This is a genomic window from Azospirillum sp. BE72 (assembly GCF_031455875.1).
In the GTDB taxonomy this organism is placed as follows: Bacteria; Pseudomonadota; Alphaproteobacteria; order Azospirillales; family Azospirillaceae; genus Azospirillum.
Genome location: NZ_JAVDTO010000025.1, coordinates 1 through 23,574, shown reverse-complemented (window position 1 = coordinate 23,574; position 23,574 = coordinate 1). Strand labels below are relative to the sequence as shown.

Genomic DNA, 23,574 nt, shown 5'->3' with positions numbered 1-23,574 from the left:
CCCTCTCCCGGGGCGGGAGAGGGTGTAATCCTCCCCCCAACCGCATGAGTGCCTTCCGATGCGCACAGCCTTTGCCGCCGCGGTGTCGGCCGTATCCGCCCTTTGCCGTTGGGGTACCCTGGCGGCGATCGGCGTCCTCATCATCGTCGTGACCATCCAGGTGCTGGGCCGCGTTCCCGGCTTCCCATCCCCGGCCTGGACGGAGGAGGTGGCCCGCTTCGCGCTGGTCCATCTCGTCGCCTTCTCCTGCGGTCTGGCGCTGCTGCGCGGCGAGCTGGTGAACGTGGACATGTTCATCCTGCTGCTGCCCAAGCCAGCGCAATGGGCGGTCGCCCGTCTGGTCGACGTGGCGATCCTGGTGTTCGCCGTCGCCATCATCCCCGGCGCCTGGGACTATGTCGTCGGCAGCCTGGGCGAACGCGCGCGCTCCATCAACGTCCCGATGATCTGGGTCTATGTCGTGACGCTGATCATCCCGGTCTCGCTCGCCTTCTTCTCCATCGCCCGCCTTGCCGGGTTCGGACGCGACACCGCGCCGCCCAGCCATGGGGAAACCGTCTGATGGTCACCGCACTGTTCCTCACCTTCGCCATCCTGCTGATCCTGGGCGCGCCGGTCGGCATCGCGCTGGGCGGCGCCTCGGCCGTTTATCTGGTCGGCAGCGACATCGACCTCGCCGTCGTTCCGCAGTTCATGTATGCGGGCATGGACAGCTTCGTGCTGCTCTGCATCCCCGGCTTCGTGCTGGCCGGCAACCTGATGAACGGCGGCGGCATCACCGACCAGATCGTTCTGTTCAGCAACCGGCTGGTCGGCCATATCCGCGGCGGCCTCGGCCTTGCCAACGTCACGGGTTCGATGGTCTTCGCCGGCATCTCCGGCACCGCGGTGGCGGAGACCGCCTCCATCGGCGCGGTGATGATCCCGGCGATGCGCAAGTCCGGCTACGATGCGCCCTTCGCCGCCGCCGTCACCGCCGCCGCCTCCACCGTCGGGCCGATCATCCCGCCCAGCGTGCCGATGATCATCGTCGGCACCCTGACTGGCCTGTCGGTCGGCAAGATGTTCATGGCCGGCGCCATTCCGGGCCTGCTGCTGGGCCTCGGCATGATGCTGACGGTCTGGATCCTGGCGCGGGTGCGCAACTATCCGAAGGAGCCGTGGCAGGGCTTCGGCGCCCTGCTGCGGGCCAGCCGCGGCGCCTTCTGGGCGCTGCTGATGACGGCGATCATCCTGTTCGGGATCGTCGGCGGCTATTTCACCCCGACGGAGGCCTCGATCGTCGCGGCACTCTACGCCTTCGTCATCGGGTTGTTCGTCTACAAGGGCTTCACCCTGCGCCAGCTGCCGGCGATCCTGCTGGAAAGCGCCATCGGGTCGGGCGGGCTGATCCTGCTGGTGGGCCTCGCCAACGTCTTCGGCTGGATCCTGACCAGCGAGCAGATTCCGCAGGCCATCGCCGCCTCCATGCTGGCGCTGACCACCGACAAGTACCTGATCATCCTGATGATCAACATCCTGCTGCTGATCGTCGGCACCTTCATGGAGACGATCGCGGCGCTGATCATCCTGTTCCCGCCGCTGCTGGCGGTGGCGACCCAGGTCGGCATCGACCCGATCCATTTCGCCACCTTCGCCGTGCTGAACCTGATGATCGGCCTGACCACCCCGCCGGTCGGCGTCTGCCTGTTCGTCGCGGCGAACATCGCGAAGATCTCGCTGGGTGCGATCACCAAGGCGATCTGGCCCTTCCTGCTCTGCAACATCCTGATCCTGTTCCTGGTCTCCTACATCCCGGCACTGTCGCTCTGGCTGCCGAGCCTGCTTTTCCGCTGATTATCCAAATTCCAAAGCCCCTCTCTTTCCAAGGAGTTCGAAGCCATGGAACAATCCTGGCGCTGGTTCGGCCCCGAAGACGCCATCAAGCTGAACCACATCCGCCAAGCCGGCGCCACCGGCGTGGTCACCGCCCTGCACCACATCCCCTATGGCGTGGTCTGGTCGGTCGAGGAGATCCAGAAGCGCAAGGCGATGATCGAGTCCGACGAGGAACTCGGCCTCAGCTGGACCGTCACCGAAAGCCTGCCGGTGCACGAGGCGATCAAGATCGGCGAAGGCGACCTGACGGAGCTGTTCGACAACTACCGCCAGTCGATGCGCAATCTCGCCGCCTGCGGCGTGACCACCATCTGCTACAACTTCATGCCGGTGCTGGACTGGACGCGGACGGAGTTGGCCGCGGCGCTGCCGGGCGGCGGCACCTCGTTGCGCTTCAACGCTTATGAGCATGCGGCCTTCGACGTCTACATGCTGGAGCGTCCGGGTGCGGAGGAGGATCACTCCCCGGAGGTGATGGCCAAGGCGAAGGAGTGGTTCGACCGCTCTTCCGAAAGCGACCGGGCGAAGCTGCTGACGAACATCATGGCCGGCCTGCCGGGCGCCTATGACCGTTACGACATCCCCGGCCTGCGCAGGATGATCGCGCGCTTCAACGGCATGAGCGCCGACGGCCTGCGCGAGACGCTGGCCCGCTTCCTGCGCGAGGTGATCCCGACGGCGGAGGAGGTCGGCATCCGCATGGCGATCCACCCCGACGACCCGCCCCGCCCGCTGTTCGGCCTGCCGCGCATCGTCAGCACCGAGGACGACCTCGCCCACCTGATCGACGCGGTGAAGTCGCCGAACAACGGCCTGACCTTCTGCACCGGTTCGCTGGGGGCGGGGCAGACCAACGATGTGCCGGCGATGGCCAAGCGCTTCGTCGAGGACATCCACTTCGTCCACCTGCGCAACGTCGCCAAGGAGCCGGACGGGTCCTTCGAGGAAGCCGACCATCTCGGCGGCGACGTCGACATGGTGTCGGTCGTCACCACCCTGCTGGAGGAGCAGAAGCGCCGCCAGGACGCCGGCAACGACAACTGGCGCCTGCCCTTCCGCCCCGACCATGGTCACGAACTGCTGGACGACATCGGCAAGCCGACCCACCCCGGCTACCCGATGATCGGCCGCCTGCGCGGTCTCGCCGAGATCCGCGGCGTGATGACCGCGGTCTCGGCGATGAAGCAGCTGCCGGTGTGAGGGAGGGATTGTTCCAGAGATCCCCTCTCCCCCCCGGGGGAGAGGGTTAGGGTGAGGGGGTCGCGCAGGGAAGGATTCTTGGGATAGCCACGCCATGCATCCCCCTCACCCCGACCCTCTCCCCGGGGGGGAGAGGGAGATTCTGCCTTCTCCCCGCATCCCCAGACGCGCGAGCTTCTTGTAGAAGGCGGCGCGGGAGATGCCGAGCGCCCGTGCCGCCTCCGTCGCCTTTCCACCATGGGCGGCAAGCGCGCGGCCGAGCAGTCCGCGCTCGAACTCGTCGAACGCCGCGTCGTAGCCCGGTAAGGGTTGCGCCTCCGCCCGGACCAGCGCCGGAACTGCTGTCGGCAGTGCCGTCTCCGCCGGTTCGTCCGCCGCCAGATCCGGCAGCGCCTCCGCAAGGTCGGCGGCGGTCAGGCGGCGGTTGTCGGTCAGCAGGCAGGCCCGCTCCAGGACGTTGCGCAGCTCGCGCACATTGCCGGGCCAGCGGTGGCGGCCCAGCGCCTCCACCGCTTCCGGTGTCAGGCCGCGCAGGGGGAGGCCGGTGCGGGCGGCGATCTCCTGCAGGATGGATTCGGCGATGGCCTCCAGCCCGCCGCCCATCTCCGCCAGTGCCGGGAGGCGGATCGGCAGCACGTTCAACCGGTAATAGAGGTCGGAGCGGAAGCGGCCGTCGCGGATCCGCTGCTCCAGATCGACGTTCGTCGCCGCGATCACCCGGACATCCACCTTCACCGGCCGGTCGGAGCCGAGCGGTTCGATTTCCTGCTCCTGCAATGCCCGCAGCAGCTTGGCCTGGAGGCCGAGCGGCATGTCGCCGATCTCGTCCAGGAACAGGGTGCCGCCGTTGGCGGTCTTGAAGCGCCCTTCCCGCCCGCGGCGGTCGAGCCCGGTATAGGCGCCGGGCACCGCGCCGAAGAATTCCGCCTCCAGCAGTGTTTCCGGAATCGCCGCCACATTGACGCCGACGAAAGACCGGCCGCTGCGGGCCGACAGGCCGTGGATGGCCTGGGCGATCAGCTCCTTGCCGGTGCCGGTCTCGCCCAGCAGCAGGATCGGCGCATCGGTACGGGCGGCCAGTCGCGCCTTGCGCTTGACCTCCAGGCAAACCGGACTGTCGCCGACATAGCTCTGCAGCGTGTAGCGCGGCTGCCGCCCCTCGTCGAGCCGGCGCTTGGTCGCCGCCAGTTCCGCCTCCAGCCGCGACAGTTCGGCCAACAGGGGCTTCAGCCGGTGCAGGCTGTCATACAGGACGAAGCCGACGGCGCCGATCACCGCGCCGTCGTCGTCGGTCAGGGGGAAGCGGGTCACCACCAGCCGCTGGGTGCCGAACAGCATCAGGTCGAGCAGGATCGGCTGGCCGGTCGCCAGGACCTGACGCATCTGCGAATGGGGGATGATCTCCTCCACCTCGCGGCCGATGGCCTCGGCCGGGTCGGCGATGCCGAGCATGCGGGCGTATTTGGCGTTGATCCACACCACCCGCGCGTCGCGGTCGACCGCCACCGTACCTTCGGACTGGGTCTCCAACGCCTCGAACAGCGACGGGATGGCGCGGCGGTGCAGCAGGGCCGCCCCGCCTTCGAAGGCGTCGCCGTCGAAGGGACGGGCGTCCAGCCCATCGCCTGAAAACCTGTCGCTGTCCGTTCCGTGCGTCACCCCGGCCGCTCCCCTGTGCCCGTCCGTGCCATCCCCCGTGTTATCGGGACCGCGCGCTGAATCCGCAATGACGGAACGGGGCGCCGGGCTACTCCGACCATGGTGCCGCACCCCCTTGCGGAGTTGCGGCAGGCCGGTCCATGCTGCGCCCGCGCCATGGTCCGGACCCGTCCCGGCCGGGCAGCAGCTGTCCACCGGAGCCGTCTTGCCCCTGCCGTCCTTCCCGCCATGCTGAGCCTGCCTGCCGTCCTTCTCCTGGCCGCGGTGCTGGCGACCCTGTGGACGGCGTGGCGCAGCTGGGCCCTGCCGCCCTTCCCCGGCCGGTTCAATTTCGTGGCTATGCAGCTTTCAGCCTCCTGGTGGGCGACCGCCGCCGCCATCGAGACCATCGTCCCGGCACCGGCGGACAAGCTGTTCTGGGCGGAGATGGCCTGGCTCGGCATCGTCGGCGCGCCGAGCTTCTGGGCGCTGTTCCTGTGGTCCTACACGCGGGAGGAGCTGCCGGCGCGATGGCGGCTGGTGCCGGCCGTGGTGGGGACGGCGACCTGGACGGCGGCGCTGAGCAACGACAGCCACCGGCTGATGTACACCGCGGTCCACCCTGTCAGCGACGTACCGGGGGCGGCGCTGGTCTACGGCCATGGGCTGCTGTTCTTCGTCGTCACCATCTATCTCTACGCCTTCATGGTGATGAGCATCGTCGTCACCGCCAACGGCGTCCACCGAGCCACGCCGGCCTACCGCACCCACTATCTGGGATTTCTGGTGGCGATGGCGGTGCCGTGGGTGGCGAATGTCGGCTACGTCACCGGCAACCTGACCCTGTTCGACCTGGATCCCACGCCCTTCAGCTTCCTTCTGATGGGCGCGGTCTTTTATTGGCTGATCACCCGGCGGCGCCTGTTCGACCTGCTGCCGGTCGCCCGCGACGCCCTGCTGGACGCGGTGCCGGACCCGGTGCTGGTCCTGGACGCCGACGGCACGGTGGTGGAGGCTAACCCCGCCGCCCGGGCGCTGGTGTGCGACCGCCAGCCGCTGGGCCGCCGGCTGGCCGAGCTTCCCGGCCTGTCGGTCCTGTCGTTCGGCACCTCCGCCGTGCTGCCGGTTCCGCTGACGCTGGAGTGCGACGGCGGCCTGCGCAGCTTCGAGGCGACGCGGGTGCCGCTGACCTCCGGCGGCCGTAGCGGCGGCGGACGGTCGGGACTGCGCGAGGTCGGCTGCCTGCTGATGCTGCGCGACGTCACCCACCGCCGCCACGCCGAGATGCGGCTGGAGGACACCGTACGCCGCCTCGACCTCGCCCGGCTGGAGGCGGAAGAACGGCTTGTCGCGGAACAGGAGGCCAAGCGGGCGCTGAAGGGCTTCCTGTCGATGACCGCGCACGAGTTCAAGACGCCGCTCGCCATCATCGACGGCGCCGCCCAGATCCTGTTGCTGGATGCGGAGGTGAAGGCTCCCGGCATGCTGCCGCGGCTGGAGAAGATTCGCCGTGCGGTGCGCCGGCAGGTCAACATCCTGGAAACCTGCCTCGCCGACGACCGGCTGAGCGACCCGGCCTTCGCTCTGCGCCGCGATCCGCTGGACCTGCCGGCCCTGCTGCGCGCTGCGGCGGCGGCACAGGGCGACGCCGCTCCCGGCCGGCGGATCGAGCTTGACCTGAAGGACTGCCCGGCGGGCATGACCGGCGACGGCCCCATGCTGGAACTGTGCGTCCACAACCTGCTGAACAATGCGCTGAAATACTCCGCCGCCGGCTCACCGGTGCGGCTGCGCGCGTGGATCGGGGAAGGGCCGGGCGGGCAGTCGGAACTGGCGCTGTCCGTGGCCGACCAGGGGATCGGCATTCCGGCGGAGGAGGTGGAGCGGGTGTTCGACCGCTTCTTCCGCGCCACCAACACCGGGACGGCGGCGGGAAGCGGCGTCGGGCTGAACATGGTCCGCCGCATCGCCGCGCTGCATGGCGGAACGGTGACGGTGGAAAGCCGGCTGGGCGAAGGCAGCGTCTTCACGCTGCGCATCCCGCTCCGCGGGAAGGCGCTCTGCGAGGAGGGGATGGCGGACATGCCGGCGGAGTAATCCGCTGGGGAGATCGTTTCTTGCATTGATTGACCGGTGAAGGGAATAATCCCGCTCCCTCCATCTGGACCCTGGCAATATGAGCGATCACGACCCCACCGTCGTCCGGCCGGTGCCGAAACCCCGCGTCCCCCTGGGCATCGAAGAGGTGCTGGTCGCCGTCACCATGGCGGTGGTGGCGCTGATCACCTTCGCCAATGTCGTGGTGCGCTACCTGACCGACGTGTCCTTCGCCTTCACCGAGGAATATTCGATCGCCCTGATGGTGATCCTGACCTTCCTTGGCGCCTCAGCCGCGGTGGTGAAGGACCGCCACATCCGCATCACCTTCGTCACCGACAAGATGTCGCCCGCCAACCGCCGCCGGGCGGAGCAATTCGCCATGGCCTGCGTGGCCCTGATGTACGGGCTGCTGGTGTTCTACGGCGCCTGGACGACATGGGACGACTACCGGTTCGAGGTGACATCGCCGGCGCTGGGGCTGCCGCAGTGGATCTACACGATCTGGCTGCCGGTGCTGTCGCTGGTGGTGCTGGCCCGCACGGTGGGCCGGATGATCCGCATCCACAAGGGCACCGAGCCGCTGGAAACCGGCCATATCCCGGAGGGGGAACCGTGATCACAACCCTGCTTTTCGGTTCCTTCCTGGTCATGATGGTGTTGGGCGTGCCGATCGCCGCCGCCCTGGGGCTGGCCGGCACCGCCGCCATTGCCTTCGCCCATCTCGGCGTCATTTCGGTCCCGACCAGCGTCTATACCGGCATCGCCAAATACCCGCTGCTGACCATCCCGATGTTCGTGCTGGCCGGCACCATCTTCGACCGGTCGGGCGTGGCGCAGAAGCTGGTGCGCTTCGCCACCGCCATCGTCGGCCAGGGCAAGGGTGCGCTGGCGGTCATCGCCGTGGTGGTGGCGATGATGATGGGCGGCATCTCCGGTTCGGGTCCTGCCATCGCCGCCGCGGTCTGCGGCGTGATGGCGCCCAGCATGATCCGCGCCGGCTATCCCCGCCCCTACATCGCCAGCGTCATCGCCGCCGCCGCCGCCACCGACATCCTGATACCGCCGTCGGTGGCGCTGATCATCTACAGCGTGCTGGTGCCCGCCGCCCCGACCACCTCGATGTTCGCCGCCGGCATCATCCCCGGCACGCTGGCCGGGCTGGCGCTGATCGTCCCGGTCTATTGGCTGGCGCGGAAGCACAATCTGGGCTCCAAGCTGTCGCACGAGCCGCGCCCGCCCTTCTGGCGCAGCCTGTGGGACGCGGCGCTCGGCCTGTTCGCCAAGGTGATCATCCTGGGGGGCCTGCGCTTCGGCATCTTCACCCCGACCGAGGCAGCGGTAATCGCGGTGGCCTACGGCCTGCTGCTGGGCATGGTGGTCTACCGCACCATCCGCTTCCGCGACCTCTATTCCATGCTGGTCGATGCGGCGGAGATCTCCGCCATCATCCTGACGGTGATCGCGCTTGCGAGCGTGTTCGGCTGGGCGCTCAGCACCTTGTCGGTGATCGATCCCATCGCCGACGCCATCATCCATTCCGGCCTGGGCGAATATGGCGTGCTGGCGCTGCTGGTGGTGATGCTGACCGTCATCGGCACCTTTCTGGACGGCATCTCGATCTTCATCATCCTGCTGCCGCTGCTGATCCCCATCGCCCAGGCCTACAACTGGGACCTGACGTGGTTCGGCGTGATCCTGACCCTGATGATCGCCGTCGGCCAGTTCACCCCGCCGATGGCGGTCAATTTGATGGTCGCCTGCCGGATGACCGGCTGTTCCATGGAAAGCACGGTGCGCTGGGTGCTGTGGCCGCTCGTCACCCTGCTGCTGGTGGTGGTCGCGGTGATCGTCTGGCCCGATCTGGCGCTGTGGATGCCACGGCAGATGGGGTTCTAAAGAGCGCGGGCGATGTCGCGGCTGGTCAGATGCAGGCTGGCCGCGGCGTCGTAGCCGCGCCGGGCGATCTTCCCCGCCGCCGCAGCCTCGAATGCCGGGCGATGGGCGGCGGCATGGGCGAGGCAATCAGCCGGCGTCGGCTCCCGCAGGCCGAGCAGGGCGCGGAAGGCCAGGCGGTGGACGGCGCACCAGCCGCCATGCCCCGCCGGCCGGAAGAGCAGCGCGTCGATGTCGGCCCGCCAGGACAGGCCCTCCGCGGTCATTCGCGCAGACCCAGCCGCTTGGCGAGCCGGAACAGGTTGCTGCGGTCGAGCCCGAGCGACCCGGCCGCCTTCGCCCAGTTTCCGCCGTGGCGGTTCAGCCGGTCGTGGATCATGCGCCGCTGAAGCTCCTCCATCGCATCCCGCAATGGGAGACCCTCCACCGGCATTTCGGCCGGCGAATCCGGCAGGCGGGGCAGAGGCATGGCCGCCATCGGCGCCGCGATCCCCTCCCCCACCTCTTCCAACCCGAGATCGGCCGGGGTCAGGGTCAGCACGCCGCCATCCGGCGGGCGGGCGGCGCGGGCGCGGATGGCGCCGCGGCCGATGGCATGTTCCAGTTCCCGCACGTTTCCGGGCCAGGGGTAGGACAACATGCGCCGCTCCGCCGCCGCCGACAGGCGCAGGTTGCGCAGGCCCAGCCGTGCCCGGTTGCGCTCCAGGAACAGGCCGGCCAGCCGCAGGATGTCGGTGCCGCGGTCGCGCAACGGCGGCACCTGCAGCGGATAGACGCTGAGCCGGTGGTAGACGTCGGCGCGAAAGCGTCCCTCCCGCACCTCAGCCGCCAGATCGCGGTTGGTGGCGGCAATCACCCGCACGTTCACGGTGATGTGGCGGTCGGAGCCGACGCGCTGAATTTCGCCGTTCTGCAGCACCCGCAGCATCTTCGCCTGTGCCGCAAGCGGCAACTCGCCGACCTCGTCGAGGAACAGGGTGCCGCCGTCGGCCAGTTCGAACTTGCCGCGCCGGTCGCTCACCGCACCGGAGAAGGCGCCGCGCACATGGCCGAACAGTTCGCTTTCCACCAGCGCGTCCGGCAGCGCCGCACAGTTGACATGAACCAGCGGGCCGGCCGCACGGCTGGAGCGGGCGTGCAGACGGCGGGCCACCAGTTCCTTGCCCACCCCGGTCTCCCCCAGCACCAGGACGACGAGATCGCTCGCCGCCACCGTGTCGATTTCCGTCAGCAGGGCCGCCATCGCCGGGCTGGTGCCGACCGTGCCGGATTCGAGGTCCGCCGGCGGATCGTCGATCTCCCTGATCCCCGGGCTGCCGCCATCCGTGAGAGCGGCGCGGCGTTCCGCCGCCGTGGCGAGGTCGGCGGCCAGCCGCGCCCAGGCTGCGATCGCCCCCTCCCAGCCGTCGAAGCGTCCTTCGTTCAGCGCATCCAGGGTCAGCATGCCCCACCGACGTCCATCCACGCTCAGCGGCGCTCCGACGCAGTCATGAACATGCAGCCGCTGCTTCAGGTCGGGGATCAGCCCGTCATAGGGGTCGGGAAGCTCGCAGTCGGGGGGAAAGCGCAACGGCCCGCCTTCCGCATCGGCGATTGCCCGCAATCGGGGATGATCGTCCAGCGCGAAGCGCCGTCCAAGCGTGTCCGGGCTGAGCCCGCGCGTGGCGAGCGGGACCAGCAATGCATCGCTTGAGCGGCCGTCATGGCGCAACAGCGCACAGGCATCGCAGGGCAAGTGCCGCGCCATCAGATCCAGCAGCAGCGGCCACAGCCGCGCAGGGTCGTCCAGCATGCGCAGCAGCGCGCCGGCTTCATCCAGCGTGAGAAATGTTGTCGGAATGACCGCGCCGTTGTCCATCCGACATCATAGCCACTGCGGTCGCATTGACAACACTTCTCCCGCACTGCACGGAATCCTGCCCTGCGTCGCTTTGGCACAGGGATTGCCAACCAGTTGCGACATCGTGACGCGCAAAAGGATTGCTCACTCTCATGCTGACGCCTGCCCAGATCGCCGTCATCAAGGCCACCGCCCCGGTGGTCGCCGCCAACGCCAACCGGATCACCGGCACCTTCTATCCCCTGATGTTCGAGCGCTTTCCCGAAGTGCGCGCCGTCTTCAACCAGAGCCACCAGCGCAGCAGCGCTCAGCCGGAGGCGCTGGCCAACGCCATCATCGCCTATGCCTCCAACATCGACCGGCTGGAGGTTCTGGGTCCGGCGGTCGAAGGCATCGTGCAGAAGCACGTTTCGCTGAACATCACCCCCGACCAGTACAAGATCGTCGGCACCTGCCTGATGGAAGCCATCGGCAAGGTCCTGGGCGATGCGGTGACGGCGGAGGTCGCCGATGCCTGGGGCGCGGCCTACTGGCAACTCGCCGACCTGCTGATCGCGGCGGAGGAGAAGGAATACGCCCGCAAGGCGGCGCTGACCGGCGGATGGCGCGGTGCGCGCCGCTTCCGGATCGCGGAGAAGGCGCCGGAGAGCGCCGTCATCACCTCCTTCCGTCTGGCGCCGGTGGATGGCGGGCGGGTGATGGATTTCCAGCCCGGCCAGTATCTCGGCCTGCGGCTGGCCGTCGACGGTGAGACCGTCCACCGCAACTACAGCCTGTCGGCCTCGCCCAACGGCCGCGATTACCGCATTTCGGTGAAGCGGGAGCCGCAGGGAGTGGTCTCCGGCTTCCTGCATGACCGCGCGCAGGTCGGCGACGAGATCGACGCCTACCCGCCGGCCGGCGAATTCGTGCTGCGCGAGGGGACCGGTCCGCTGCTGCTGATCACCGGCGGCGTCGGCCAGACCCCCGCGTTGCCGCTGGCCGAACAGGCACTGGCGGCCGGCCGCAAGGTGATCTACGTGCATGCGGCGCTCAATGGCTCGGTCCACGCCTTCCGCGAGCAGGTCGACCGTCTGGCCGAACTGCACGACACCCTGAAGCCGGTCTATTGCTATGCCGATCCGCAGCCGGGCGACCGGCCGCACATGGTTGGCCTGCTCGACCAGGACCGCCTGGGCGGCCTGCTGCCGAAGGAGGCGGGCGTTGCCGCCTATGTCGTCGGCCCGAAGCCCTTCATGGCCGCGGTGGTGAAGGCCCTGACCGCGCTGGGCCTTCCGGAGTCGGCGATCGTCCACGAGTTCTTCGGCCCGCGGGAAGCGCTCGCCTGAAGCTCTCGCCTTACCTGCGGCACCTGATCATTGCCGCCACTCTGGGCCTCCACTCTGGCGGGCCGGTCCTTCCACCTTGGGCCGGCCCGTCCTTGTCTTCGCCCCGCAGATGTCACGCCCGCGCCCGGCCGTTGTGAGTAAATCTGTTATATCACTACGATAACGCGACTATCAGACAGCCATGCACCATCCCAAGCGGCATGCATGAGCCATTGGCGCGCCCATTCGCTGAAATCGCTCTATGACCACGACGAACCGCCATCGCGCCGCAGCAACTTTCGTCCCGCCTAACGGAAAGATCGTGGATTCTCCTTATTTATTTCTTAGCGAATTTGGCGCTTTCCTATTCACGTAATTGTCGAATTATTTACAAGTGTTCCCTTCCTGTGACCTCGCCACCAGCTGTCCGGGGAAGGGGGCGGACGCAACGACCAATGCGGCGAGAGCCGGAACGGCCGACCGCAGAAGAGACCAGACTGTGCCGGCGCGCGAGCGCCGGGGGGAGGACGGGATGTCGAACGATAGTCACCGGAACAAGCCCGCGAAGGGCAGTGCCTGGTATTCCGGCCTGCGTGGAAAGCTGATGATCGCCATCGGCGTCGTGCTGTCCGGCACGCTGGTGGCCGCAGCCGTGGCGCTGATCGGCTACGCCAACGTGCGCACCACCATCGACGCCATCGTTGGCGAGGCGGTGCCGGCGATGACCGAAGGCATGGGCGTGGCGCAGCAGGCCGAAAAGCTGGTCGCGCTGGCGCCGGAACTGACCTCCGCCGACAAGGCCGCCGCGCGCGAGGCGGTGTCCGCCCGCATCGCTGCGGCGAAGGAGGAGTTCAACACGCGCCTCGACCGGCTGCGGGCCACCGGTTCCGCCGGTACCCAGCTGACCGCCATCGAAGACTCCTCGAAGGGGCTGCTCGGCAACCTCGTGCAGCTCGATCAGGCGGCGGCGGATCGGGTCGCGCTTGCCGCAACGCGGGAGGCGATGCTGCCCAAGGTGATGGCGGCGGAAGCGGAAATCCAGAAATTCACCGCGCCCTGGACCTCCGTCCTGAACAATGAGGAGGAGCAGGCGCGCTCGACCCTGGCCGAGCCCGACGCCGAGCCCGCCATCCTGCGCGAGGCCGCTACCACCCTGAACCGGGTCATGGCCCAGAAGAAGCCGTTGGCCACGGTCACCGCCGAAGCTGCCAACGTCCGCAACATGCTGATGGAAGCGGCGAGCACCCGTGACGACCAGCGGCTTGCGATCATAGAGACGCGCGTCGGCGTGTCGCTGGCCGGACTCGCGAATGCCGCGCAGGCCTTGCCTGAACGTTTGGCCGAAGTCGCCACCAAGCAGGCGGAGCTCCTGACCGGATATTCCGTCGGCGAGGAGTCGATGGTCACCCTGCGCCAGAAGGAACTGGCGATCGAGGGCTATTTCGCCCAACTGCTTGAGAGCAACCACGCGCTGGCCGGCACCCTGTCCAAGGGCATCGCCACGCTGGTCGACGCCCAGAAGCAGGGCATCGCCGAGGCCAGCGGCGCCACCACCCGCATGCTGGACAACAGCCGCCTGACCCAGATCGCGGTGGCGGCCGCCAGCATCCTGGTGTCGATCCTGGTCGTCTGGCTGTACGTTGGCCGGGTCATCATCGGCCGGATGCTGGCACTGAAGGCCGGGATGGGCCGCATCGCCGCCGGCGACCTGGATGCGGAGATCGCGCTGCACGGCCATGACGAGATCGCGGAGATGGGTGAGGCGCTGCTCGTCTTCCGCGACACCGCGCGCGAGGTGGAAACGACCCGCGCCGCCGCGGAGGCCGAACGCCAGCGGGCCGCCGGCGAACGCCGCGACGCCATGCTGTCGCTGGCCGATCAGTTCGAGAACGGCGTGAAGGTGGTGGTGGAGACGGTGTCCGCCGCCGCGACCCAGATGCACCAGACCGCCGCCGGCATGGTGGCGACCGCCGACGACACGTCCCGCCAGGCCGGCAGCGCCGCCGAGGCGGCGGAGACCGCATCGGTCAACGTCGACGGTGCGGCGTCCGCCGCCCATGAGCTGTCGCAGTCGATCAGCGAGATCGCCCGGCAGGTGACCGAATCGGCGACCATCGCCGCCAAGGCCGCCAACGAGGCGGAGCGCACCGACGGCACGATGCGCGAACTGAACGAGGCGGCCAGCCGGATCGGCGCCGTCCTGGACCTGATCTCCGACATCGCCGGCCAGACCAACCTGCTGGCGCTGAACGCGACGATCGAGGCCGCCCGCGCCGGTGAGGCCGGCAAGGGCTTCGCCGTCGTGGCGCAGGAGGTCAAGCAGCTGGCCAGCCAGACGGCAAAGGCCACCGACCAGATCGCCGGCCAGATCGGCGCCATGCAGCAGGCGACCGGCGAGGCGGTGAACGCCATCCGCAGCATCGGCATGACCATCGGCCGGCTGAACGACATCGCCGCCAGCATCGCCGCGGCGGTGGAGCAGCAGGGTGCGGCCACCTCGGAAATCGCCCGCAATGTCCAGCAGGCGGCGGGCGGTACCGCCCAGGCCTCGCAGAACATCGGCGAGGTCCGCACCGCCGCCGGCCAGACCGGCCAGTCGGCGCAGGAGGTTCTGTCGGTGGCCCAGGAGGTCACGACCCAGACCAGCCACCTGCAACAGCAGATCGACCGCTTCCTGCGTCAGGTGCGGTCGGCGTAACAGCAGCCAGAGCCCCTCTCCCCTTGTGGGAGAGGGGTTGGGGTGAGGGGGTGTATCAGCCCTGGACGACCATCTGGCGCTGGGTGCCGAGGCCTTCGATGCCCAGTTCCACCACGTCGCCGGTCTTCAGGAAGACCTGCGGCTTCTGGCCCATGCCGACGCCCGGCGGGGTGCCGGTGGAGATGATGTCGCCCGGCTGCAAGCTCATGAAGCGTGACAGGTAGGACACCAGATAGCGCACGCCATAGACCATGGTGGCGCTGCTGCCGTCCTGATAGCGGTGACCGTTGACCTCCAGCCACATCTTCAGATTCTGCGGGTCTTCGACTTCGTCACGCGTCACCAGCCAGGGACCGGTCGGGCCGAAGCTGTCGCAGCTCTTGCCCTTGGTCCACTGCCCCTGCTTTTCGATCTGGAAGGCGCGTTCGGAAACGTCGTTGACGATGCAATAGCCGGCGACATGGTCCATCGCCTCGTCTTCCGAGACGTATTTGGCGGTCTTGCCGATCACGAAGGCCAGTTCGACCTCCCAGTCGGTCTTCTCCGACCCGCGCGGCAGCTCGATCGGATCGTTCGGGCCGACGATGGCGCTGGTCGCCTTCATGAAGATGATCGGCTCCGGCGGCACCGCCATCCCCGTCTCCGCCGCGTGGTCGGAGAAATTCAGGCCGATGCAGACCATCTTGCCGACGCGCCCGACGCAGGGGCCGAGGCGCGGGTTGCCTTCCACCAGCGGCAGCGTCGCCGGGTCGATCGCCCGCAGGCGGTCCAGCCCGTCCGGCAGCAGCGCCGCACCGGCGATGTCGTCCAGATGGGCGGACAGGTCGCGGATGCGTCCTTCGGCGTCGAGCATTCCCGGCTTTTCCTGGCCCGGCGGGCCGTAGCGCAGCAGTTTCATGAAAACTCTTCCCTGGTAGGAGTTTGGCGCCCGCCGATCCTGACCTGTCGGCGCGGAAAGTAAAGAGGGTGAACGAACGAAATGTAGCGTTACTTCACAGATCGGTCGACAACGCCGCCAGTCTGTAGTAAAACTACATCAGGTTCGCAGGCAGCCGGAACGGCCGCCGCACCTCCCCAGGTGGACTCCCGCATGCTGGACACGATCGCATCCTCACTCGACAGGCTCCGCCGGGCGGAAGCCGCGGTGGCGCGTACCGTGCTGGCCGCTCCCCATGCCGCCGTGCGCGCCAGTCTGGCCCAGCTCGCGGGCAAGGCCGGCGTCAGCGAACCGTCCGTCCTGCGCTTTTGCCGCACCGCCGGCTTCGGCGGCTTCCATGAATTCAAGATCGCGCTCGCCCAGCATCTGGCGGCTTCCGCCGCACGGGAAGAGGCCGGCGACCGGCCGACCCCACTGGTGCGCGACCTCTCCCCCGGCGACAGCGTCGCCAGTGCGACGGAAAAGGTGCTGAACCGCTCCATCGACGCGCTGGTCCGCCTGCGCGGCCGCCTGGACACCGCGGCGCTGGAGCGTGCGGCCGGCGTGCTGGCCTGCGCGCAGCGGGTGCAGATCGTCGGCGTCGGCGCGTCCGGAACCGTGGCGCTCGACGCCCACCACAAGCTGTTCCGCCTTCTGCCGCAGGTGACCGCCAGCACCGACGCCCATCTCCAGGCGATGGCCGCGGCGACGCTCGGCCCCGGCGATGCGCTGCTGGCGATCTCCAAGACCGGCACCAGCGACGAGATCTTCGACGTCGCCGCCATCGCGCGCGACGGCGGCGCGACGGTGATCGCCATCACCGCATCGGCCACGCCGCTTGCCGAACGCGCCGACATCCGCCTGACCGTCGATGTGGACGAAGACACTGCGGTCCACACCCCGATGGCCTCCCGTCTTGCCCAGCTGGCCCTGATCGACGCCCTGACCGTCGCCGTCGGCCTGCAGGCTCCCCCCGGTCTGGACCGCCGCCTTGCCCGCATCAAGGCCGTGCTGGCCGGGCACCACCGCGTGCCGGACCGTCCAGCCTCCGCCGCTCCGTCGCTTTCCCTGTCCCCCCAGAAGAGTCCTGAGGAATCCTGATGTCCACCACCCCGACCGCTTCCGAGATCCTGGACCAGCTCGCCGCCTACGGTGTCGTGCCGGTCATCCGCAACAGCTCCGCCGATCTGGCGCGCACTGCCGTCAGCTGGCTGCGCGAGGCCGGCTACGGCACCTTCGAGATCACCATGACCACCCCCGGCGCCGTCGGCCTGATCGAGGAGCTGTCGGCGGAGGGCGGCGCCCTGATCGGCGCCGGCACCGTCCTGACCCCGGCCGCCGTTGCCGACGTCGTGAAGGCCGGCGCCAAGTATGTCGTGTCGCCCTGCGTGGTGCCGAAGGTGGCCGCCGCGTGCCGCGACCACGGCGTGGCCTGCCTGATGGGCGCCCTGACCCCGACCGAGGTGCATGCCGCCATCTCCGCCGGTGCCGACGCCATCAAGATCTTCCCGGCCTCCACCGTCGGCCCGGCCCACATCAAGGCGCTGAAGTCGGTCTTCCCCGGCGTCCGCTTCGTCCCCACCGGCGGCATCGACGCCACCACCGTGGCCTCCTATGTCGCGGCCGGCGTGGCCTGCGTCGGTGCCGGCGGCAAGCTGGTCGACGAGGGTCTGGTCAAGAAGGGCGACCGCGAGGCCATCATGGCCGCCGGCCGCCAGCTGATGGACGCCTACCGGGCCGCCAAGGGCGCCTGATACCCCCTGGGAAAATCCTGCCGCCCGGCCGGGGCAAAGCTGCCGGGTGGCAGGATGGGCACATTTTAAATCCCTTGATCGTCAACGCTTTGGAGCTGGCCTGCATCCTGCAAAGCCCTGGTCGACATCCCTTCTGGGGATGCGGAACGAGGGAGAGCACGCCATGGTCAGCCTGTCCAGCTTCACCGATGTCGGCAGCATGGCCCAGAGCCTGCAGCAGTCGATCGATGCCGCGGTCAAGCGCGTGCAGCAGCAGGCAGCCGGCAATGGCGGCGCGACCGGCGGCGGCGCGACCGGCAAGGTCCAGGAGTACGAGCAGACCGTCAACAAGTCGGCGCTGAACGCCGCGCCCTTCGCGACCAGCATCGGCACGCTGGTGAAGGACACCAGCAGGCTGAACGTCTTCAGCTCGCTGGCTTCCAACGATCCCGCCGACTTCTATAAATTCACCGTCACCAGTTCCGGCGCCCCGACGCTGGGGACGGTGGGGGATGCCGGGGTGCGGCTGCAGCTGATGGACCGTGGCGGCAAGGTCGTCGCCGACAGCAACAAGGATGCCGGCGCCACCTTTGACGCCTTCCAGAAGCTGAAATCCGGCCAACTCACGCTGGACAAGGGCGACTACACGCTGCGCATCGCCCGAGAAAAGGATGTTCCGGTCAAGGAAGCCAAGAATTACGGCGTCCAGCTGCGCATGGGCAACTACAGCAAGGACTACGACACCATCGCCAAGCAGCCGGCCAAGGGCGACAACCCCTTCGGCAACAACACCAAGCTGCAGGGGCTGGCTGCCATTCTGGGTGCCGGCAGCGCCTCCATTAATCCCGCCTCGATGATGCTGGGGGGATCCGGCGGCAGCTATGGCGGCCGCGGGTCGCTGCTGAACGCGCTGTTGTGAAAGCGACGCCCAGCCCCGAAGCCGGCCTCAAACCAGCCGGTCGCGCCCCGATTCCTTGACCAGCAGGACCGCCTGGGTGCGGCTGCCGACGCCGAGCGCCTTCAGCACTCCGGTGACGTGGGTCTTCACGGTGGACAGGTTCAGGCCCAGCCTTTCGCCGATCTCCTGGTTCGAAAGTCCCTGGGCCAGCAGGTCCAGAACCTCCAGCTGCCGGCGGGTCAGACCGTCGAACACGCTGGGCGCGCCGCCCCGTGCAGGCCCCGCCCCGGCCGCCGCGGGCGCTCCCGGCATGCCCAGAACCGGCGGCACATAGGATCCGCCCGCCATCACCAGCCGCAGGATGTTGACCACCAGCACGTCGTCGGTCGATTTCGGGATGAAGGCGCGCACGCCGCGCGACAGCACCGCGCGCATCTCGTCGGGCGATTCGATCATCGAGAAGACGGCGACGGGGACCGGCGCCACACGCTTCACCAGCGCCTCGACGTCGTCCAGACCGCCCAGGCCGGGCATGCGCAAATCCATCACGATCAGGTCGAATGCGATGCCGCCTTCGAGCATCGACGCGTCGAGGATGGCGTTCAACTGGCTGAAGCTGGTCGCGGCCACCACGGTGGCCTGCTCGTCCAGTTCACCCACCAGATGGGTCAAGCCGCTGCGGACGATGGAATGATCGTCGGCGATCAGAACCTGCATGTAACGTCTCGGACCGAAGATGCCTCGCGTGCAGCATCGTCATACGCTGACGCAACGGCCGGCGCTACCTCCTTCGCACGTCCGGGCACGGCAATGCCGGGAGGAACCGTAAAGAAAAACGCGGAGGAGGTCATCCGCCCCCTCCCCCGCGTGCAGGTTCGCCCAGATCAGGAGATGTTGATCAGGAGATCTTGATGAGGATCTGGGCGCGGCGGTTCGACGGCTCGCGAACGTTCGGACCGGTGGGGACCATCAGCTGGTTCTCGCCCACGCCTTCGATCGAGATCATGTTGGCCGGCGTGCCGCGCGCGACCAGCGCCTGGCGCACCGCCTCGGCCCGGCGGATCGAAAGCCGCTGGTTGTAGGTCGGCGAGCCCGAGGTGTCGGTGTGGCCGATCACCTGGATGCGGACGGCACGGGCACGGCTGGCCGCGTCGGCGGCATCGCCGATGATGCTTGCGGAATTGGGCGTGATCGTCGCCTTGTCCCAATCGAAGAACACCTGATACTCGCTCTGCGGCTGGGCGGCCATCGGCGGGGCGGCAGGTGCCGGGGCAACGACCGGCGTGGCGCGCGACGGCCCGCCGAAGGTATAGCGCAGGCCGGCCAGGATGGTGTGGTTGCGGTATTCGCTCTTCGAGGTCACCGGACCCAGCTCGAACTCCGGATCGACGGTGGCGAAGTAGCGGTAGTCCAGCGTCAGCGCCACAGTGTCGTTGATGGCATAGGACGCGCCGACGATGCCCTGATAGGCGAAGACCCAGTCGCGGTCGCTGGCGCCGTTCAGCGTCTTCTTCACCCCGGCGATACCGGCACCGGCGCCGATATAGGGCGTGATCGGCAGGCCGATGTTGAAGTCATAGAGCAGGTTGCCCATGAAGGCATACGAGCTCGTCTTGCCGCCCAGGCCGTTCAGGCCGGGAGTGGCGCTGCTGGTGTCGTCGACGCTGTTGCGCCAACGCCAGGCGGCCTCCAGTTCGGCGCGCAGGCCCATCGCGGTGGCGTAGCCGACGGAAATGTCGCCGATGCCGCCGAGCTTGAACTCCTCCTTCAGACCCAGGCCCGGGGCCGGATAGCTGCTGAGGTCGGCATCCTCGGTCCAGTTCACGCCGGCCCCCGCGCCGACGTAGAAGCCTTCCGGCGCGGCAAAGGCGGCAGTCGGAATGGCCAGGGAAGGAACGGCGACGGCCAGTGCCGTGCCCAGCAAAATCCCACGCATCGTCATGTTCTTGTTCCCATCGTTGACGGCGTTGGCGGATCGGGACATCCCGGCCTGCGGCGAAACACGTGACAGAACGGGCTCCGGCCCCGACAATGGAATCAGTACGCGCGCCTTCCAATCCCGCCCACGCACGGCCGCTTTTTCTGTTGCAGATTTGCCGCAGCGCTCCTGCTGGCATTTCCTTCTGTGATAACAATGACTTGGATACCCACCCCGATGCCATCTACCCCGGACGATGCGATCGACTACCCCATCTGCACCACCCCGGATCCCGGCGGCTGGCAAGAGGTGGCGCCGGGCGTGTTGTGGATCCGGCTGTCCCTGCCTTTCCAACTCGACCATATCAATGCCTGGGCACTGGACGGCGGAGCGGACGGCTGGACGCTGATCGATTGCGGGCTGGGTGACCGGCACACGCTGGCCCTGTGGGAGGGGTTGTTGCGCGACGCGCTCGGCGACCGGCCGGTGGAGCGGGTGGTCGCCACCCATTTCCATCCCGACCACATCGGCGCTGCCAACTGGCTGGTGGAGCGGACCGGCGCGGCCTTCGCCACCTCATTGACGGAATGGCTGTTCGCCCGCATGCTTTCGGCCGGCAACAATGCCGCCACCGATGCCGCGGTGGAGCGTTTCTACCGTCGCTGCGGCTTGGCGCCGGAGACGCTGGACGCCGTGCTCGCCCGCAAGGGTGCCTACAGCCGCGGCGTCCCCGGCGTGCCGGCGACGCTGACCCGCCTGCGTGCTGGCGACAGGCTGCCGGTGGGCGACCGTTTCTGGACCGTGATCGGCGGCAGTGGCCATACGGCCGAACCGGTCAGCCTCTACCGGCCGGCTGATGGCGATGACAACGGCAACGCCTTGTCCCTGGTGATCTCCGGCGATCAGATTCTGCCACGGATCAGCCCGAACATCAGCGTCTGGCCGACCGAACCGGACGCCGATCCTCTCACCGACTATCTCGCCAGCCTGAAGGATTGGGCCGCCCTGCCGGCCGACACGCTGGTCCTGCCGTCACACGGCCGCCCCTTCCGCGGCCTGCACCGGCGCGCCGACGATCTGGCCCTCCATCATGCCGAACGGCTGGCGGAGATCGAATCGCTCTGCGCATCGCCCCGCACGGCGGCGGAGGTGACGCAGGCGCTGTTCCCGCGGCCGCTCGACCCGCACCAGACCGTCTTCGCCGTGGGCGAAGCCGTGGCGCACCTCAACCATCTGATCCGCAAGGGGCGACTGGAGCGTGTGTCCGGCGGCAGGAAGGTTGGGCCGGACATCGACCTTTACCGGCGGCGTGCCACCGGCTAGCCCCGATGACCCGAGGTGCTTGTCGGACAGGTCGCTACTCGGTGACGATCTCGAACTGCTGGGGGTCGAGCAGGGTCGACACCGACAGGGTCTTCAGTGTCTTCGGGTCGTCGGTTCGCTTCATCTGAGCATGCTGGGTGCCCATGCCGTCCTTGCGGATGGCGACCACTTCCCAATAGCCGCCGCTGGGGGACAGCTTGCGATAAATCTGACCCTCGATCACCTCGCGCTTTCTGCGCATTGTCGTTCTCCAAAACCCAGCCCATACCGGCTGCCGTCACGGCCGCCGTGAAGGGCGCCATTGAACCACAAAACACCCCCGTCGTGGCGAGTGTCCGTTCGGTGACCGTTCTTGGATGCCGCATAAGCGTTGCTGCAGTGCAGCACGTCCGGGGCACCCCCGATGACCCTTTGCCGCAGTGCGGTTTCAAGCTGGAACAAAAGTCCCGGTTGTGGGTTCATAGCGGTCATGAACACCGATCTCGACGTGCTTGTCTTCGCGACCCGCCTGGTTGATGAACTGGGCGAAACCGCGATTCGAATGAGCCGCGTTCGTCTTGTCGAACTCACGGCCGCCAACCACACCCGTGCCGCCGCCTTCTGGCGGGAGGTGATGCGGACCTCCGAACGACTGCTGAACGAGCGGTCGGGTCGCCGGGGCGCATCCGGCCTCTCCTCGCCGGCAATTGCCGCAGCGCAACCCTCCGTGGCCCAGTCGGCGGCCCAATCCGTCGCCTATGTTCCCCGACCTATTCCCTGACCCGGCGCCAAGTCGGGTCGAATAAAAAAGGGCCGGCACAGAAGTGCCGACCCCCTTTCAACGGAACGCTGATGCGTTTCGCTTACTTCACTTCGGCATACTGGCCGTTCTTCCACTTGTACCAGACATAGGCCGGGCTGGTGACGTCGCCCTTCGGGTCGAACCCGATCTTTCCGATGACGGTGTTGTAGTTGCCCTTGCGCATGACTTCGGCAACCTTGGCAGCGTCCGTCGAGTTCGCCTGCTTCACCGCGTCGGCCCAGATCTGGAGCGCGGCGTAGGTGTACAGGGTGTAGCCTTCCGGCTCGTAGCCAGCCTTGCGGAACTTCTCCACGACGGCCTTGGCGTCCGGCTTCTCGCGCGGATCCGGACCGAAGGTCATCATGGTGTTCTCGCCGGCGTCACCGGTGATGGCCCAGTACTCGTTGGTCACCAGCGCGTCACCCGACACGATGATGGCCTTCATGCCCTGGTCCTTCATCTGGCGGGCGATCAGGCCGGCCTCGGTGTGGTAGCCACCGATGTAGACGGCGTCGACGTTCGCCTGCTTCAGCTTCGACACCAGGGCGGAATAGTCCTTCTCACCGGCCGTGTAGGCTTCGTAGATGGTTTCCTTCTGGCCGCCGGCATTCAGCGCCTTCTGCGTCTCGTCGGCCAGACCCTTGCCGTAGGCCGACTTGTCGTGAAGGATGGCGACGTTCTTGCCCTTGTAATTGTCCAGCAGATACTTGCCGGCAATCAGGCCCTGCTGGTCGTCACGGCCGCAGACGCGGAAGACGTTCTTCAGGCCCTGCTCGGTCAGCTTCGGGTTGGTCGAAGCCGGGGAGATCTGCAGCATCCCTTCTTCGGCATAGACCTGGCTGGCCGGGATCGACGAGCCCGAGCAGAAGTGGCCGGCCACGAACTTCACACCGGCCTTGGCCAGCTGGTTGGCGACGGCGACGGCCTGCTTGGGATCGCAGGCGTCGTCGCCGACTTCCAGCTTCAGCTTCTGGCCCAGGACACCGCCGGCGGCGTTGATGTCCGCGACGGCCTGCTCCATGCCCTTCTTCATCTGCTCGCCGAAGGTGGCGTACTGGCCGGTGATCGGACCGGCGGTGGCCACCGCGATATCGGCCTGGGCGGCCGTGGCGGAGAGCGCGGTCGCCGCGATCGCGGCGAGAAGGGACAGCTTGAATTTCATGGGTGTGCTTCCCTGTTCTGTGAATGGTCCCTGTTGCAACATACCCCCGGCCCTTGCGGGCCTTGCCGCCGGGTCCCCTCCGGCGGTTTCCAGATTACCATACCCCAAGTGGTGCAGTGTGCGACAGTTTCACCGGCACCAATCAGCCGTACGGTCTATTCCTAATGAACTATTTTTCCTCGGCCATACCCGTCCGCTCTCGCCAGCCGAACGGACCGGCAGTCTCATAGAGCCACGGATACTGGTTGACCATGCGCCGGGCGATGGCGATGCGGTGCGCCGTCAGCGT

The 23,574-nt window shown here is 67.9% G+C and carries 22 protein-coding genes; 13 read left to right on the top strand and 9 right to left on the bottom strand.

Annotated elements, in window-relative coordinates; translation table 11 throughout:
• Positions 1-58 precede the first annotated feature (58 nt).
• Genes J2Y49_RS30470 through uxuA form a run of 3 tightly spaced genes read left to right on the top strand, consistent with a single transcriptional unit; the run spans position 59 to position 3,078 of the window.
• Complete coding sequence (locus tag J2Y49_RS30470) at positions 59-562, top strand: TRAP transporter small permease subunit (RefSeq protein WP_310119389.1); 504 nt, start codon at positions 59-61, stop codon at positions 560-562.
• Positions 562-1,836 carry a TRAP transporter large permease gene (locus tag J2Y49_RS30465; protein ID WP_310119388.1) on the top strand — a complete coding sequence of 425 codons (1,275 nt, stop codon included), beginning with the start codon at positions 562-564 and terminating at the stop codon, positions 1,834-1,836. Before J2Y49_RS30470 ends, J2Y49_RS30465 begins: the two co-directional genes overlap by 1 nt.
• A 45-nt stretch (positions 1,837-1,881) precedes the next feature.
• Positions 1,882-3,078: a mannonate dehydratase gene (gene uxuA, locus J2Y49_RS30460; protein WP_310119387.1), complete on the top strand. Its 1,197-nt coding sequence runs from the start codon at positions 1,882-1,884 to the stop codon at positions 3,076-3,078.
• A 105-nt stretch (positions 3,079-3,183) separates the two neighbouring features.
• Here the strand turns inward: uxuA and J2Y49_RS30455 are convergent, their stop codons facing one another.
• Positions 3,184-4,737 carry a sigma 54-interacting transcriptional regulator gene (locus J2Y49_RS30455; protein ID WP_310119385.1) on the bottom strand — a complete coding sequence of 518 codons (1,554 nt, stop codon included), beginning with the start codon at positions 4,735-4,737 and terminating at the stop codon, positions 3,184-3,186.
• Positions 4,738-4,965: 228 nt separating this feature from the next.
• Here J2Y49_RS30455 and J2Y49_RS30450 point away from each other — a divergent pair, with 228 nt between their 5' ends.
• The 3 genes from J2Y49_RS30450 to J2Y49_RS30440 all read left to right on the top strand — a co-directional run bounded on the left by J2Y49_RS30450 (position 4,966) and on the right by J2Y49_RS30440 (position 8,712).
• On the top strand, positions 4,966-6,813 hold the full coding sequence (locus tag J2Y49_RS30450; protein WP_310119383.1) for a histidine kinase N-terminal 7TM domain-containing protein: 1,848 nt from the start codon (positions 4,966-4,968) through the stop codon (positions 6,811-6,813).
• A gap of 79 nt (positions 6,814-6,892) precedes the next feature.
• The gene (locus J2Y49_RS30445) at positions 6,893-7,432 is read left to right on the top strand and encodes a TRAP transporter small permease (protein ID WP_310119382.1); all 540 of its coding nucleotides are present in this window, start codon (positions 6,893-6,895) and stop codon (positions 7,430-7,432) included.
• Entirely contained in the window at positions 7,429-8,712 is a 1,284-nt protein-coding gene (locus J2Y49_RS30440) for a TRAP transporter large permease (RefSeq protein ID WP_310119380.1), read from the top strand. The genes J2Y49_RS30445 and J2Y49_RS30440 overlap by 4 nt, the downstream gene beginning before the upstream one ends.
• On the opposite strand, the gene J2Y49_RS30435 is transcribed toward J2Y49_RS30440, so the two are convergent.
• Positions 8,709-8,975 carry a hypothetical protein gene (locus J2Y49_RS30435; RefSeq protein WP_310119378.1) on the bottom strand — a complete coding sequence of 89 codons (267 nt, stop codon included), beginning with the start codon at positions 8,973-8,975 and terminating at the stop codon, positions 8,709-8,711. The two genes, J2Y49_RS30440 and J2Y49_RS30435, sit on opposite strands and share 4 nt — an antisense overlap.
• The gene (norR, locus tag J2Y49_RS30430; protein ID WP_310119376.1) at positions 8,972-10,567 is read right to left on the bottom strand and encodes a nitric oxide reductase transcriptional regulator NorR; all 1,596 of its coding nucleotides are present in this window, start codon (positions 10,565-10,567) and stop codon (positions 8,972-8,974) included. Before norR ends, J2Y49_RS30435 begins: the two co-directional genes overlap by 4 nt.
• 134 nt (positions 10,568-10,701) lie before the next feature.
• On the opposite strand from norR, the gene hmpA reads away from it, so the two are divergent.
• Both hmpA and J2Y49_RS30420 read left to right on the top strand, forming a co-directional pair.
• Positions 10,702-11,877 (top strand): NO-inducible flavohemoprotein, encoded by a 1,176-nt coding sequence (hmpA, locus tag J2Y49_RS30425; protein WP_310119374.1) that lies wholly within the window; start codon positions 10,702-10,704, stop codon positions 11,875-11,877.
• 511 nt (positions 11,878-12,388) lie between these two features.
• Positions 12,389-14,554: a methyl-accepting chemotaxis protein gene (locus J2Y49_RS30420; protein ID WP_310119372.1), complete on the top strand. Its 2,166-nt coding sequence runs from the start codon at positions 12,389-12,391 to the stop codon at positions 14,552-14,554.
• A 55-nt stretch (positions 14,555-14,609) separates the two neighbouring features.
• Here the strand turns inward: J2Y49_RS30420 and J2Y49_RS30415 are convergent, their stop codons facing one another.
• Positions 14,610-15,452: a fumarylacetoacetate hydrolase family protein gene (locus J2Y49_RS30415; RefSeq protein ID WP_310119369.1), complete on the bottom strand. Its 843-nt coding sequence runs from the start codon at positions 15,450-15,452 to the stop codon at positions 14,610-14,612.
• 192 nt (positions 15,453-15,644) lie between these two features.
• Here J2Y49_RS30415 and J2Y49_RS30410 point away from each other — a divergent pair, with 192 nt between their 5' ends.
• The 3 genes from J2Y49_RS30410 (at position 15,645) to J2Y49_RS30400 (ending at position 18,122) form a co-directional block, all read left to right on the top strand.
• Positions 15,645-16,571 carry a MurR/RpiR family transcriptional regulator gene (locus J2Y49_RS30410; RefSeq protein WP_310119368.1) on the top strand — a complete coding sequence of 309 codons (927 nt, stop codon included), beginning with the start codon at positions 15,645-15,647 and terminating at the stop codon, positions 16,569-16,571.
• Positions 16,571-17,224 (top strand): bifunctional 4-hydroxy-2-oxoglutarate aldolase/2-dehydro-3-deoxy-phosphogluconate aldolase, encoded by a 654-nt coding sequence (locus J2Y49_RS30405; RefSeq protein WP_310119366.1) that lies wholly within the window; start codon positions 16,571-16,573, stop codon positions 17,222-17,224. Before J2Y49_RS30410 ends, J2Y49_RS30405 begins: the two co-directional genes overlap by 1 nt.
• Positions 17,225-17,387: 163 nt before the next feature.
• Complete coding sequence (locus J2Y49_RS30400) at positions 17,388-18,122, top strand: hypothetical protein (protein ID WP_310119364.1); 735 nt, start codon at positions 17,388-17,390, stop codon at positions 18,120-18,122.
• Positions 18,123-18,149: 27 nt separating this feature from the next.
• Here J2Y49_RS30400 and J2Y49_RS30395 read toward each other — a convergent pair whose 3' ends face one another.
• Together J2Y49_RS30395 and J2Y49_RS30390 are read right to left on the bottom strand one after the other, a co-directional pair.
• A complete protein-coding gene (locus J2Y49_RS30395; protein ID WP_310119362.1) occupies positions 18,150-18,818 on the bottom strand; it encodes a response regulator transcription factor in 669 nt (222 codons plus the stop codon).
• 181 nt (positions 18,819-18,999) lie between these two features.
• The gene (locus J2Y49_RS30390; protein ID WP_310119361.1) at positions 19,000-20,043 is read right to left on the bottom strand and encodes an OmpA family protein; all 1,044 of its coding nucleotides are present in this window, start codon (positions 20,041-20,043) and stop codon (positions 19,000-19,002) included.
• 213 nt (positions 20,044-20,256) lie between these two features.
• Here J2Y49_RS30390 and J2Y49_RS30385 point away from each other — a divergent pair, with 213 nt between their 5' ends.
• Entirely contained in the window at positions 20,257-21,342 is a 1,086-nt protein-coding gene (locus J2Y49_RS30385) for an MBL fold metallo-hydrolase (RefSeq protein ID WP_310119359.1), read from the top strand.
• A 34-nt stretch (positions 21,343-21,376) separates the two neighbouring features.
• Here J2Y49_RS30385 and J2Y49_RS30380 read toward each other — a convergent pair whose 3' ends face one another.
• Positions 21,377-21,583, bottom strand: coding sequence for a hypothetical protein (locus J2Y49_RS30380; RefSeq protein WP_014249984.1), 207 nt, complete (start codon positions 21,581-21,583; stop codon positions 21,377-21,379).
• A gap of 228 nt (positions 21,584-21,811) precedes the next feature.
• On the opposite strand from J2Y49_RS30380, the gene J2Y49_RS30375 reads away from it, so the two are divergent.
• Positions 21,812-22,102: a hypothetical protein gene (locus J2Y49_RS30375; protein WP_310119355.1), complete on the top strand. Its 291-nt coding sequence runs from the start codon at positions 21,812-21,814 to the stop codon at positions 22,100-22,102.
• Between the two features lie 82 nt (positions 22,103-22,184).
• Here the strand turns inward: J2Y49_RS30375 and J2Y49_RS30370 are convergent, their stop codons facing one another.
• Positions 22,185-23,285, bottom strand: a complete 1,101-nt coding sequence (locus J2Y49_RS30370) for a branched-chain amino acid ABC transporter substrate-binding protein (protein WP_310119353.1) — start codon at positions 23,283-23,285, stop codon at positions 22,185-22,187.
• A gap of 169 nt (positions 23,286-23,454) precedes the next feature.
• A complete protein-coding gene (locus tag J2Y49_RS32510; protein WP_409017938.1) occupies positions 23,455-23,571 on the bottom strand; it encodes a DUF6867 family protein in 117 nt (38 codons plus the stop codon).
• Positions 23,572-23,574: the final 3 nt, after the last annotated feature.

What these genes read in the sequence shown, in the direction of transcription:
- J2Y49_RS30470 (WP_310119389.1), top strand. Translation starts at nt 59, where the DNA reads ATGCGCACAGCCTTTGCCGCCGCGGTGTCGGCCGTATCCGCCCTTTGC.
- J2Y49_RS30465 (WP_310119388.1), top strand. Translation starts at nt 562, where the DNA reads ATGGTCACCGCACTGTTCCTCACCTTCGCCATCCTGCTGATCCTGGGC.
- uxuA (WP_310119387.1), top strand. Translation starts at nt 1,882, where the DNA reads ATGGAACAATCCTGGCGCTGGTTCGGCCCCGAAGACGCCATCAAGCTG.
- J2Y49_RS30450 (WP_310119383.1), top strand. Translation starts at nt 4,966, where the DNA reads ATGCTGAGCCTGCCTGCCGTCCTTCTCCTGGCCGCGGTGCTGGCGACC.
- J2Y49_RS30445 (WP_310119382.1), top strand. Translation starts at nt 6,893, where the DNA reads ATGAGCGATCACGACCCCACCGTCGTCCGGCCGGTGCCGAAACCCCGC.
- J2Y49_RS30435 (WP_310119378.1), bottom strand. Translation starts at nt 8,975, where the DNA reads ATGACCGCGGAGGGCCTGTCCTGGCGGGCCGACATCGACGCGCTGCTC.
- norR (WP_310119376.1), bottom strand. Translation starts at nt 10,567, where the DNA reads ATGGACAACGGCGCGGTCATTCCGACAACATTTCTCACGCTGGATGAA.
- hmpA (WP_310119374.1), top strand. Translation starts at nt 10,702, where the DNA reads ATGCTGACGCCTGCCCAGATCGCCGTCATCAAGGCCACCGCCCCGGTG.
- J2Y49_RS30420 (WP_310119372.1), top strand. Translation starts at nt 12,389, where the DNA reads ATGTCGAACGATAGTCACCGGAACAAGCCCGCGAAGGGCAGTGCCTGG.
- J2Y49_RS30415 (WP_310119369.1), bottom strand. Translation starts at nt 15,452, where the DNA reads ATGAAACTGCTGCGCTACGGCCCGCCGGGCCAGGAAAAGCCGGGAATG.
- J2Y49_RS30410 (WP_310119368.1), top strand. Translation starts at nt 15,645, where the DNA reads ATGCTGGACACGATCGCATCCTCACTCGACAGGCTCCGCCGGGCGGAA.
- J2Y49_RS30405 (WP_310119366.1), top strand. Translation starts at nt 16,571, where the DNA reads ATGTCCACCACCCCGACCGCTTCCGAGATCCTGGACCAGCTCGCCGCC.
- J2Y49_RS30400 (WP_310119364.1), top strand. Translation starts at nt 17,388, where the DNA reads ATGGTCAGCCTGTCCAGCTTCACCGATGTCGGCAGCATGGCCCAGAGC.
- J2Y49_RS30395 (WP_310119362.1), bottom strand. Translation starts at nt 18,818, where the DNA reads ATGCAGGTTCTGATCGCCGACGATCATTCCATCGTCCGCAGCGGCTTG.
- J2Y49_RS30390 (WP_310119361.1), bottom strand. Translation starts at nt 20,043, where the DNA reads ATGACGATGCGTGGGATTTTGCTGGGCACGGCACTGGCCGTCGCCGTT.
- J2Y49_RS30385 (WP_310119359.1), top strand. Translation starts at nt 20,257, where the DNA reads ATGCCATCTACCCCGGACGATGCGATCGACTACCCCATCTGCACCACC.
- J2Y49_RS30380 (WP_014249984.1), bottom strand. Translation starts at nt 21,583, where the DNA reads ATGCGCAGAAAGCGCGAGGTGATCGAGGGTCAGATTTATCGCAAGCTG.
- J2Y49_RS30375 (WP_310119355.1), top strand. Translation starts at nt 21,812, where the DNA reads ATGAACACCGATCTCGACGTGCTTGTCTTCGCGACCCGCCTGGTTGAT.
- J2Y49_RS30370 (WP_310119353.1), bottom strand. Translation starts at nt 23,285, where the DNA reads ATGAAATTCAAGCTGTCCCTTCTCGCCGCGATCGCGGCGACCGCGCTC.